Here is a 10,614-nt window from a genome sequence, read left to right as displayed (position 1 = left end):
GTCGGCCGACATTTCATCAACAAGACAGCTCGCACGTCGGTCAGTTGGCGGGTCAGACCGCCTCGGGCGGCACCACCGACATCCTCACAGTCAGCGGTTGATGTCGAAGGCCCCCCGGGATGATCCTGGGGGGCCTTCGACCTGTGTGCACTCGGCAGGATTCGAACCTGCAACCTTCTGATCCGTAGCTCTACAGAGATCGGCCATCGAAGGTCATACAGGCTGCCGGAAGGGCTAGGAGGGTTGGTGTTGGGCGCCGCCGGTTGGTCGGGTTGCTGTACTCCGCTGCTGTACGGCAACGGCTCCGGAGGGCGCGCGTCGCTGTGATCGGATGGCGCCTCTACTGACGTTGTCGCCGTGATGTTGTCAACGTGAGCCCTGTTTCAGCAAGGCATCCGTCGATGAGGTTGCTGCGGTACTGGATCTGCCGGAGACCGTGTCACAGAGTGCTGATGAGGTGGTCGGGGTCGGTGAAGGCGGTGTTGACCTGGCTGCTGCGCCGCAGCAGTGACCAGATGCCCTCGACGGGGTTGAGGTCCGGTGCGTAGGCCGGCAGGAAATAGCAGGTGATCCAGTCGTGGGTGTCGATGAACTCCCGCATTCGGCGGTCCTTGTGGACGTTGAGGTTGTCCCACACCAGCACAATGGGTCCGCCGAGCTGCTGGTGTGCGGCGATGAGCAGGTCGCGGTAGTCGGTCCAGGTGAAACTGCGTCTGCCGCCGCGCTTGTGATCGAGATGCCGCTTGGGCCGGTAGATCAGCCGTGAGCGTTCACCGTGCAGGCGACGACGCCACCAGGCCCGGGCCCACGGATGCCACTACCAGCGGCAAGCCGCCCATCAGCCATGAAGATCGCGATCAAGAGCTGGACCACTAACGCCACTCGGTCACCAGCCACTTTCCGTCGACCTTCGAAAGCAGCAGCTCGCTGATCTGGAGAGGGTTGTCGTCGAGGTTTATGTGTCCGAGGCTGCTGTCCCGTGCGAAGAACCGGGACGCGTAGGCGTCGGCCAACTTGCCTCGTTCCGCGCCACTCAGGGGTCCTACCAGCGCTTCGACGGCCTGCGGACACATGTCCTTGTGCTGGGCGGCAGCGAGTTCGGACTGCGCGGTCCGGGTCATGAGGGCGCAGGTGGCCTCGCCGTTACCTGAGCCAAGGGCTTGTAGGAACGCCTTGCCGGAGTCCTCCAGCGCTGCGAGGTCCCCTCTGGTGTCGTGAATCGTGAGGAAGATCCCTGCTCCTCCGATCGCGAGCAGTACCGCCACTCCCCACAGGACCAACAGGCGTCCCCTGTCCCAACCGTTCGTGTCGGCCAATGTCTCTCCTTCCTCTGTGCCGTAGCCTGCGCGCTCGTCATCGGAAGTGTCGCAGCGCGGAACTCCCTCCTTGCGGGAAAGCCGACGACAGCCGCAGACACAGTGGCATCCCCGGCCACTGGGCGGTGTGCATCGTAAAGTCGCAGGTCACGGGTCTGGTGTGCAGGGTGATTCGGGTACTCGCGCAGGTCGGCGGCGGATGACCACGGCGTAGATCATCGGACGGGTCCGGTGTCGGCTGGATGCCGGGTTCGGCTGTGCCCACGACCGGCCGCCGCCTACGAACCGTCAGCGGGTCGGCACGCCATGAGATCGCGGGAGGCTGCGGAGAGGCAAGAGCGGCAAGAAGATCGCCCAACAGGCCGACGGCGACGTTCTGCTGTACGGCTCCCTCATATGCCCCTGCGGCACTCCACCCCACCGGACCGACGATCCGCATCTCCGGAACCCTGGGGTTCGGGCGGTTGAAGGTCCGTCACGCCCGACGCCGAGGGAACTACTTCCACGCAACGGCCACGACGACCGCGGCCGCCGAGAGTGTCCCCACGGCGTAGAAGGCCCACTGCTGCTTGTTGCGGATGCCCATCAGAGCTACCACCGCCACCAGAACGTCCAGGGAGAGCTTCACCCCCATCTTCGCGTTGTCCACCGGTAGGTCGAGGGACGTCCGGGTCCATATCAGTCCCACACCGGTGACCAACTGTATGACCGCGCTGATCGGCATGTAGCTGCCGGCCACCGGGTTCTTCTCCCTCAGCTGATAGAAGAGGCCGCCCATGATCGCGGCGAACCCGAAGAGGTGGAAGACGAGGAACACATATCTGAGGATCTCCATGCCGGCGATCATCCCATCCCTCAAAGGTCAAAAGTAGGGTCCACACTGGGAGTTGACATGCTCCGACACATTGCGGGGCGGGCATCCCTGAGTTGCAGGTGTGAGTTCTGGTGTGTGTGGGCCTCGGGATGCTCGCGCTGGTCGGGGGCGGGAGATTTCGGTGAAGATCGTCGGTCACCGGGAGACTTCGCGGTTGGTGAGGACCAGCAGGGCCCTGACCAGCGCGGTCGCCCACCTTGGGTCGGTGCGGACCTTCGCGAGCACGCGCCAGTTCTTGAGGTGGGCGAAGCCGTGCTCGACCGGGGCCCGGACGGCCGCGAGGGTCGGTCCTCACCCTTCCGGTGCTGTCAGTGCTCGTCGGTACCCTCCTCGCGCGACGCGATCAGGTCTAGGGGTGGAGGCGAGATGGCTGATTGGTTGGTTCCGACGGGAGCAGCTCTCATCGGCGGCCTGAGCCTGCGCGGTCTCGTCGCCGCCCACGGCGGCACCCTGCGCTGACCTGCGGCATACCCCGGGGGTAGGACTCTCAGGGAACACCCCTATCCTCTCCCCAGTCGCGCACGTGTTCGTGCGCATCGGGTGGGGAGAACCGCGGTGGACAACAGCGCCATGCCGTCGGCCGGCGTCGGAATCGTGCGGGAGTACCGCAAGTACAAGAAGACGCCCTTGGTGAGGATTCTGGGGCCGTCGGTCATTCCGATCCTCGCCTTCTCCCAGACAATGCGGCACGGCGACCCGTTCCGGTGGCCCATGCTCATCCTCGCCGTCATTTTCGTGCTGACCCTCGCGCGGCTGGGGCTCTACATGCGGCGCGGCCGCACGCTGGTCGACCCTGACGGCATTACAGTCCGCCGCGCCCTCACCGAGCGCACCCGCGCCTGGTCCGCCATCTACGACATTCGCGCCGAGCCCGTTCCGAACGCCATGGGTTCCGCCCGCCGCTGGCTCGCTTACCTCTACGACACCGAGGGCCGGCGCCTCCTCCTGCCGCACATCGACGACTGGCAGCTGGACAACCCGCCGGCCGAGGTCGCCGGTCTGCTGGCCGTCGGTGCCCCGTACCGCGGCATGGCGTGGGCGCGCCGGCCGGAGGTGGAGGCGCTGATCCGGCAACGGGCGGCGCACCGCAGGGCCTGGCTGTGGGCGGTCTACGGGGCGCTCATCGTCTTCGGGTGCATGACCGTACTGTCGATCGGACTGTTGTTCACCTCGGACGGCTCGCCCGTGGTCCGGCTGACGATGCTGGTTCCGCTCGGCTCCTTCGTCCTGTTCGCCGCCCTCTTCCACGCGGGCTGGAAGTACCTGGTCCCCCGCGACCAGCGGGAGGCCTGACACACGTCGGGGGCGGCCGGTCCTGCCGCCCCCGAGGTCACTTCCGGCGCACGGCGCCCACCACACGACGGTGATGCGGTCCGCCGGAAGCGGTGCGATCGGACTGCCAGCGGAGGAACTGGCCGTCAGGTACTTCTCCAGCGCGCCCAGGCCGTCGCCGCCCACCAGGTCGCCCGTGCCCTGGCCGAGCGTCAGGAAGCCGTCTCCACCGCCCGCCAGGAAGCTGTTGGTGGCGATGCGGTAGGTGGAAGCCGGGTCGATGGGGCTGCCGTTGAGGCGGATGGAGTCGGTGACGACACGGTCCGCGCCGGACTTCTCCTGTCCCGAAGGTCACGAGCCATGCGATCGCTATACAGATCCAGTCGATGAGGTCCACCGACACCCAATCCCCCCACCACCATCACTGCGGCTCGTTCGCGCAGCGCGGAGGTCCTGTCAGGCCAGTCATACGAGGGAAATAAACCGCACTTCTACCCCATCCGCGAGCGGCTGGGGCTGGAGGTCCGCTTTCATGACCTGCGCCACACCTGCGTCACGCTGCTGCTCGGACTGGGCATCCCGCCCCACATCGTCCGTGACATCGTCGGGCACAGATGGGCACTTGCCCTGCCCTCGGCGCTCCCTCAGGCTCACTATCCACGAGACGAGAATCAAGACGAGGCCGGAGATCACAAGGATCCTGTCCGCTGAGGTGCCGGCACTCTGATCGGATCCGGATACAACGCCTGCCACACCGGCGATAAGAAGCACAAACGGTAGCCAACGTCTCCGAGCGGGCAGGAGGCGAATACGCCATACCGAGTAGGCCATCCAGGCAATGGCGGCCAAAATGAACCAAGCAAAAATACTCACAAAAAACTCCGCAAAAGAGAGGTCGGATGGCTTGAAGGTGCGGCCTCTTCCCTATCAGGTCGATCACGGCGCCTTCCGCACCCTGTACTTCGCCGGGAAAGCGGCTCGACGCCGGCCGCCGGAGTACGCCGAAATCCGACCCTGTTCGCGGCTGTTGGTGTCAGCTGCTGGTGTCAGACATCAGGGGCTCACTTGACGGTCGCCCTGGCCGGGGAGTAGTGGCACTGCTCAATCTGCGTCGCCAGCATGACGAGCCTTGGCGAACGTTCCAACCCGGAGCTGAAGCACCGCACCGAGCACGATGACCCCCAGGGCAATGGTGGAAACAACCATCCCCGCTCCGGAAGAGAAACCGAGAAGTTTAGCTCCGCCGTCCAGGACGAAACCGCCACCCATCGCTATCCGACCCCAACCAGCCCTAGGCGATCGCGCGTACTCTGCGATTCCCCGGCTGCCGGTCAATGTCAACACGCCCAGGACTACGACAAAGCAGCCGGAGCCCAACATGATCCACGCAGACATGGCACCCCTCCGCAGGGAGGCTACTGCACAGGCGTGGCCTGCGGCCTGGTGGTGCCGTAAAGCACCGGTACAGCTCGTGCCAAGCCGCACCCGCTTCCCTCCTCAACCCACCATCCACCCCAGCTCCCATCCCGTCTGCCGTCGGCCCACACACCGTGGAGCGGGCGTGGTTCAGGGCGTCCAGGTGGAGCGCGCCACTGTACGAACGACCTGGACGCCCTGGGCCGCGTCTGCTCGGCTTTGCCTGGGTCGATGGTGGACGGGATGGGAGCACCCCGCGCACGTCACAACTCCGCCTGCACTCGCGAACGGCGCCCCCCGCCATCTCGGAGCCTGAGCGCCCCCGCCGGAGGCTGTTCTAAGCGTGGCCGCTTTTCTACGGTGATCGACTCATGTCCCGGCTCTGGCCACGTGGGCGCGCGTCGGCGCAGCGCGGGCGGAGCGGGCCGAAGGCAGGAGCGTCGCCCGCAGCGGAGCCGGGAGCGCGCCCGGCGGAGCGGAGCGCAGCCGGCTTGAACCAGTAGAGAAAGTTGTAACTCACTCTGCCTGGCGGGGATTGTCCAGTCCCGGTAGATGCTTGACAGTTCGGTCCCAGCTGATGGTTGACACCCCGGCCTCGGTAGCCGCTGCCTATCGACAAGGGGCTCAGCAAGCTGCCTGACCTGTGCGGGACAGTCCCAGTGGCAGAGCCGCTCGCTAGCCTGTTCGCGTGACCCCTACCGATGATCGGGAGTTCCCTGCGGCCCTGGCTGCCGCTCTGGCACTTCCCTTCGACTACAACGACGGCAACGGCGTTGACTTCGAGGCGTTCCCGGCCTTCCTGTCTGCCGAAGAGACCACCGATTGGTTTCGCGCTTGGACGGCCAACAGGGACTTGGACGGCGACAGCTTCCGTGTGTTCGGCCAGGACGGCACGGGGGGCTATGCGGCGTTCTGGCTCGTCCGCCCACACCGCCCGCTCGTTGATCAGCCTGTGGTCTTCCTTGGTTCCGAGGGTGAGACAGGTGTCCTGGCGCGCGACCTGGGGGCGTTTTTGTGGCTGTTGGCCGGCGGATACGGGCCCTGGGAGGCGGCCACCTCGCACGAGCCTGACTGGACTCCGCAGCACAACCAGGAGCTGGCGGCCGTTGCCGAACGATTCGCCGCCGACTGCAAGCAATCGGCGGCTGTCGTTATTGAGCAGGCAAGCCGGGAGTTCCCGCACTTCGATGACACCATCATGGAGCTCTGTCGCTGAAAGGGCTCGTACGCACAGCCATAGCCCGCTTCGTAGGCGACCTAGATGTTCCTGGGCTGAGGCCTGAAGTCGGCTGAGCAGGGTGGGAGTTCGGTGCCCTGACGGTGTGCTAGTGACAGGAAGGCTACGGGACGGATAGCCCAGGTGATGCGGGTGCTCGCGTGGGTCACTGACACCGCGCATAGCTCGGCTCGCAACAGGGCTTGTCGGGTCTGGATGCGGCCTTCGTATAGCCACTCCCAGGCCTCATCTGAGGCATCCGTGTCCAGGGCCGGTGAGATCGTGCGGAGTGCGACCGCCACCCATCGGTCAGCCTGCGGTGCCGAGTAGGCATCGAAGGATGCCAGGAGTGCCGGCCCCCGCTGCCCGGTGAGGTCTTCTGTCCAGCACTCGCACCAGAAGCCGCGGCGGGTTGCCTGACTCAGCACGAATGACCTCCCCGTAGCGCTTCTGCGTACAGCTCCGCGGTGACCGTGTGGCCCTGGTCGCTGTCGTGGACGACGACCCGATGAGCGATGACGCTGACCATGCCCAAGCCCCGGCCGTGCTCGGCGTCCTGGTCCTGGTGCTCGACCTTCGGGGCCGTCCCCGTACCGCCGTCGTCCGTGACCGAGACCGCCACCACCTGAGCGGACACCGCAACGGCGAGGTGGAAACTGCCGTACTCCCGGCCGCTCGCCGTGTGCAGGATCGCGTTCGCGCTCAGCTCGCTCACGATCAGCTCGGCGTCGTCGGCTAAAGGGGAGCCACGCAGGATGTCACGGGTCCATCGACGGGCCCGGCTCACCTCTTCCGGGAATCCTGGGCAACTCAGCCCCCACACCCGAGCTGTACTCATATACTCGTGCATACAAGTTCCTTTACTCTGGCAGGCCGCCATGTGCAGCGGGTTCGGGTTAGACGAGTTTCACGCCGTCGTGGGCGCGGATGGCCGGCGGGGTCATAACGTCGAGTGCGTCCAGGACGCGGATCGAGTACGCCTCGTCGGCAAGCTCGGTGACCTCTTCGCGGGTGGCCCAGCGCAGCGCGCGGGTCTCGTCACCAGTGGTGGGCACACCGTCGGCGGCTTCACAGCGGAAGACCAGCGAGACGATCAAGCCCGTCATGTTCTTGTAGACGCCGGTCAGAGTCGCGGGAAGCGCGATCTTGATGCCGGTCTCTTCGAGGACTTCGCGCTGAAGAGCTTCCGGGACGGTCTCCTCGCGTTCGAGGATGCCGCCCGGCGGCTCCCAGTGGCCGTTGTCCCGGCGCTGGATCAGGAGGGCCCGGCCCCGGTCGTCCACGACGACCCCGGCGACGCTCACGGAGTGCGGGCGTTCAGTGCTCACGTTCCTCGGCCCTCTCGGCTGGCTAGGCTCTCCACCGTAGCAACAGAACTCGCCCACTCGTCTAGATACCTAAAGGAGTACTCACGTGAGCCCTCTTCCTTCGGGCCTCCTCGGTGATCTCGACCCCACGAGCGATCGTGCGGTCTTCCGGCAGATCGCCGACCAGCTCCGCGAGGCCATCGACCGTGGGCGATTCCGCGAGGGCGAGAAGCTGCCCTCCGAAGCCGAGCTGGTCGAGCACTACGGCGTCTCCCGGATGACCGTGCGGAACTCCTTCTCCGTCCTCACGGGTGAGGGCCTGGTGCACGCCGAGCACGGCAAGGGCGTCTTCGTCCGGCCGCGCCCCCCGGTGCGCCGGCTCGCCTCCGACCGGTTCGCCCGGCGCCACCGCGAGCAGGGCAAGTCCGCCTTCATCGTGGAGGCCGACGCCGCAGGCAGTCATCCCACGGTCGACAGCCTTGAGGTCAAGGAAGAGAAGGCCAGTCAGGACATCTCCACCCGGCTCGGGTCGGTGCGACGGGTCCTCGCTCGTCGGCGCCGGTATCTCCTCGACGGGCGGCCGGTCGAGTTCGCGACCTCCTACCTCCCCCTCGACATCGCCCGCGGCACTCCCATCGCCGAGCCCAACCCGGGTCCCGGTGGCATCTACGCCCGCCTCGAAGAGCTGGGGCACCACCTCGACCACTTCGAGGAAGAGATCCGCGCCCGCATGCCCTCGCCCGCAGAGCTCAAGCTCCTGCACCTGGCGGCCGGCGTGCCCGTCATCCACCTGATCCGGACCGCCTTCGACACCGAGGGACGCGCCGTCGAGGTCTGCGACACCGTCATGGCAGCGGACGCGTACGTCCTGTCGTACCAGCTCCCGGCGACCTGATCCCGGGAGCGGCGGCACAGCTCTAGGCAGTCAGCTCGTTCTCGTTGCCGGGGGCCAGCGCGAACATCTCGCCGATGTTGTTCCACATGAAGCCCTCCCGCCAGTTGGGCTTGTCGAGCATCCAGCCAAGGAGGGCCTGCAGGACCTTCTCCTGCGACACCGTTCGGGTCTGGTAGTGCTCCGCAGGGACGCCGTCGCGGTATTCCAGCTGGTAGGTGTTGTTGTCGCGGAACCAGACCTGGATGTACCAGTCACCCTCACGTTCCTCGTCCTGGCGCTCAAGGATCAAGTACTCGTTGCCGCGTCGCAGGTTCGCGAGCATGGTCCCTACTGCTGGCTTCGAGGGGCGTTTCACCGCGTAGCCACGGCTGTTGGTCGCTATCAGCATGGACGGATTCTGCCGGGTGGGTCTGACAGTGAGCTGGTCACTTCTCCGAACTCGTACACAGCGACACGCTTACTCGTATAGACGAGTGGGCAAGTTGTGTGGCAAGGCGATCCACGCGACCCGGAGATCGGGCTCACAGATCGACTCTTGTATAGACGAGTAGATAGGGGAAGTACCTTGCGCACCATCCGTGTTGAGACCTCCGCCGCGACGATCCTCCTCACGGAGGCCCCGGAGCCGAAGGTCCGTGACCGGCAGACCGGCGAGATCGCCAAGGATGCGACCAGCGGCGAGGCGCTGATGACCCTCGGCGTCGTCTACATCGAGGACGGTGAGTCCTCGCTCATCAAGGTCACCGTTCCCGAGGGCGGCGTTTCCGAGGGTCTGATCCTCGGCTCGCCGGTGTCGCTGCCGGGCCTCATCGCACGGCCGTGGGAGTCCGTCTTCAACGGCCAGCAGCGCCACGGCATCGCCTACCGGGCCGCCGCCGTGACCCCGGCCGCCTTCCCGGCCGTCTCCGGGGCCGCTGCCTGATGTCCGACCTGACGACGCTCCTCGAAGTGGGTGGTCCTGTCGCCGCACTCGGCGGCGGGGCCGCCTACGCCCGGGCCAAGCACCCGGCGGCGTACTGGTCCACGGTCGGCCTTCCGGTGTCCACGGTCCGGCTGCTCAGCTCGTACGGCTCGGTCATGGAGGCATGTGGCCTGACCGTGGCTCCCTCCCGGCTGCGGGTCCTCGCCGTCAAGGCCATGACGCAGCGCGAAGTGCGGCCCGTGCCGCCGCGCCGGGGCATCATCCGACCCACCACGACTGGACTGCGGATCCGTCTTCGCCTGGCGCCGGGCCAGGAACCCGCCGACTTCGCGGCCTCCGCCGAGCGACTGCGGCACGCCTGGGGCGTTCACGCCGTCTACGTCACCACCGTGAGGCCAGGGGTCGTCGATCTGCGGCTCGTCGGCTACGACGTCTTAAGTCGGGTGCGCATGCCTCGCAAGGCCGCGCACGGCCCCCTCAGAGTGCCGGTCGCATTGCGAGAGGACGCCACCCCCTTCGTCCGGGACTACCGCACCATCCCCCACCAGCTCACCCTCGGCGCGACCCTGTCCGGCAAGTCCATGTACCTGCGGCACCTGGTCGCCGGACTCGCCCCTCAGCCCGTCGCCCTGGTCGGCATCGACTGCAAGCGGGGCGTCGAACTGGCTCCCTTCGCACCCCGGCTCTCGGCGCTGGCCACCGATCCGGAACAGGCGGCCGAGCTGCTGCCTGTACTGGTCAACGAGATGGAGGACCGGTACGACCTGATCAAGGCCCGGCAGGGTATCGCCCCTGGCACTCCGGACGAGGAGATCACCTCCGACATCTGGGGCCTGCCCGACCACGAACGCCCCGTGCCCATCGTCCTGTTCGTGGATGAGGTCGCTGAACTCTTCCTCGTCGCGACCAAGAAGGACGAAGAACGCCGCGACGAGATGGTCACCCAGCTCATCCGGCTCGCCCAGCTCGGCCGCGCCGCCGGCATCTACCTGGAGGTCTGCGGGCAGCGCTTCGGCGCTGAACTCGGCAAGGGCGCCACCATGCTCCGCGCCCAGCTCACCGGACGCGTCTGCCACCGCGTCAACGACGAGGCCTCCGCGAAGATGGCCCTCGGCGACATCGCTCCGGAGGCTGTCCAGGCAGCCTGTTCCATCGCTCCCGAACGGCCCGGCCTGGCCGTAGCGGGCGACACCTCCGGCGGCTGGTCCCGCATCCGCACGCCGTACCTCTCCCTCGGGGACGCTGCCGAGACCTGCCGCGAGTCGGCCCACCTGGTGCCCGACCTGCCCGCGCTCAAGCCCTTCCGGCCCGACGTACCCGTGCGCCCGGTCGAGACCGCGGCCCCGGTCTTCCTGCCCCGCCCGGTCACCGACTGATCTCCTCTGCTCGACTCCGG

The 10,614-nt window shown here is 66.8% G+C and carries 11 protein-coding genes and 3 pseudogenes; 5 read left to right on the top strand and 9 right to left on the bottom strand.

The features are described 5' to 3' along the window. Positions 1–340: 340 nt before the first annotated feature. From ACFQ9Z_RS13800 to ACFQ9Z_RS13785, 4 genes and pseudogenes are all read right to left on the bottom strand, one after another. Positions 341–781 (bottom strand): annotated as a pseudogene (locus tag ACFQ9Z_RS13800) (transposase). Between the two features lie 91 nt (positions 782–872). Next, entirely contained in the window at positions 873–1,316 is a 444-nt protein-coding gene (locus ACFQ9Z_RS13795) for a hypothetical protein (protein ID WP_383015786.1), read from the bottom strand. A 496-nt stretch (positions 1,317–1,812) separates the two neighbouring features. Continuing rightward, positions 1,813–2,151: a hypothetical protein gene (locus tag ACFQ9Z_RS13790; protein WP_383015783.1), complete on the bottom strand. Its 339-nt coding sequence runs from the start codon at positions 2,149–2,151 to the stop codon at positions 1,813–1,815. A gap of 174 nt (positions 2,152–2,325) precedes the next feature. Further along, positions 2,326–2,472 (bottom strand): annotated as a pseudogene (locus ACFQ9Z_RS13785) (IS5/IS1182 family transposase); the annotation flags it as partial. 273 nt (positions 2,473–2,745) lie between these two features. Between ACFQ9Z_RS13785 and ACFQ9Z_RS13780 the strand changes: the two are divergent. Next, entirely contained in the window at positions 2,746–3,483 is a 738-nt protein-coding gene (locus ACFQ9Z_RS13780; RefSeq protein ID WP_383015780.1) for a PH domain-containing protein, read from the top strand. Between the two features lie 63 nt (positions 3,484–3,546). Here the strand turns inward: ACFQ9Z_RS13780 and ACFQ9Z_RS13775 are convergent. Beyond that, a pseudogene (locus ACFQ9Z_RS13775) lies at positions 3,547–3,798 on the bottom strand (5'-nucleotidase C-terminal domain-containing protein); the annotation flags it as partial. 1,768 nt (positions 3,799–5,566) lie between these two features. Here ACFQ9Z_RS13775 and ACFQ9Z_RS13770 point away from each other — a divergent pair. Continuing rightward, positions 5,567–6,094: an SMI1/KNR4 family protein gene (locus tag ACFQ9Z_RS13770; protein ID WP_383015777.1), complete on the top strand. Its 528-nt coding sequence runs from the start codon at positions 5,567–5,569 to the stop codon at positions 6,092–6,094. A gap of 41 nt (positions 6,095–6,135) precedes the next feature. Here ACFQ9Z_RS13770 and ACFQ9Z_RS13765 read toward each other — a convergent pair whose 3' ends face one another. The 3 genes from ACFQ9Z_RS13765 to ACFQ9Z_RS13755 are packed head-to-tail and all read right to left on the bottom strand — an operon-like array spanning position 6,136 to position 7,398. Beyond that, a complete protein-coding gene (locus ACFQ9Z_RS13765; RefSeq protein WP_383015774.1) occupies positions 6,136–6,522 on the bottom strand; it encodes a hypothetical protein in 387 nt (128 codons plus the stop codon). Next, the gene (locus ACFQ9Z_RS13760; RefSeq protein WP_383015771.1) at positions 6,516–6,944 is read right to left on the bottom strand and encodes an ATP-binding protein; all 429 of its coding nucleotides are present in this window, start codon (positions 6,942–6,944) and stop codon (positions 6,516–6,518) included. Before ACFQ9Z_RS13760 ends, ACFQ9Z_RS13765 begins: the two co-directional genes overlap by 7 nt. Before the next feature lie 46 nt (positions 6,945–6,990). Continuing rightward, positions 6,991–7,398, bottom strand: coding sequence for an NUDIX hydrolase (locus ACFQ9Z_RS13755; RefSeq protein ID WP_383015848.1), 408 nt, complete (start codon positions 7,396–7,398; stop codon positions 6,991–6,993). 109 nt (positions 7,399–7,507) lie between these two features. On the opposite strand from ACFQ9Z_RS13755, the gene ACFQ9Z_RS13750 reads away from it, so the two are divergent. Further along, positions 7,508–8,296 (top strand): GntR family transcriptional regulator, encoded by a 789-nt coding sequence (locus ACFQ9Z_RS13750; RefSeq protein WP_383015768.1) that lies wholly within the window; start codon positions 7,508–7,510, stop codon positions 8,294–8,296. A 22-nt stretch (positions 8,297–8,318) separates the two neighbouring features. Here the strand turns inward: ACFQ9Z_RS13750 and ACFQ9Z_RS13745 are convergent, their stop codons facing one another. After that, complete coding sequence (locus ACFQ9Z_RS13745; protein ID WP_383015765.1) at positions 8,319–8,684, bottom strand: hypothetical protein; 366 nt, start codon at positions 8,682–8,684, stop codon at positions 8,319–8,321. Between the two features lie 177 nt (positions 8,685–8,861). Here ACFQ9Z_RS13745 and ACFQ9Z_RS13740 point away from each other — a divergent pair, with 177 nt between their 5' ends. Continuing rightward, positions 8,862–9,218, top strand: a complete 357-nt coding sequence (locus ACFQ9Z_RS13740) for a hypothetical protein (RefSeq protein ID WP_383015762.1) — start codon at positions 8,862–8,864, stop codon at positions 9,216–9,218. Continuing rightward, the gene (locus ACFQ9Z_RS13735; RefSeq protein ID WP_383015759.1) at positions 9,218–10,594 is read left to right on the top strand and encodes an FtsK/SpoIIIE domain-containing protein; all 1,377 of its coding nucleotides are present in this window, start codon (positions 9,218–9,220) and stop codon (positions 10,592–10,594) included. Before ACFQ9Z_RS13740 ends, ACFQ9Z_RS13735 begins: the two co-directional genes overlap by 1 nt. Positions 10,595–10,614 lie beyond the last annotated feature (20 nt).

The organism is Streptomyces sp. NPDC056580 (genome assembly GCF_042793175.1).
In the GTDB taxonomy this organism is placed as follows: domain Bacteria; phylum Actinomycetota; class Actinomycetes; order Streptomycetales; family Streptomycetaceae; genus Streptomyces.
The sequence above is the reverse complement of the archived record's forward strand: the minus strand, read 5'-3'. Positions and strand labels throughout refer to the sequence as shown.

What these genes read in the sequence shown, in the direction of transcription:
- ACFQ9Z_RS13760 (WP_383015771.1), bottom strand. Translation starts at nt 6,944, where the DNA reads ATGCACGAGTATATGAGTACAGCTCGGGTGTGGGGGCTGAGTTGCCCA.
- ACFQ9Z_RS13790 (WP_383015783.1), bottom strand. Translation starts at nt 2,151, where the DNA reads ATGGAGATCCTCAGATATGTGTTCCTCGTCTTCCACCTCTTCGGGTTC.
- ACFQ9Z_RS13745 (WP_383015765.1), bottom strand. Translation starts at nt 8,684, where the DNA reads ATGCTGATAGCGACCAACAGCCGTGGCTACGCGGTGAAACGCCCCTCG.
- ACFQ9Z_RS13735 (WP_383015759.1), top strand. Translation starts at nt 9,218, where the DNA reads ATGTCCGACCTGACGACGCTCCTCGAAGTGGGTGGTCCTGTCGCCGCA.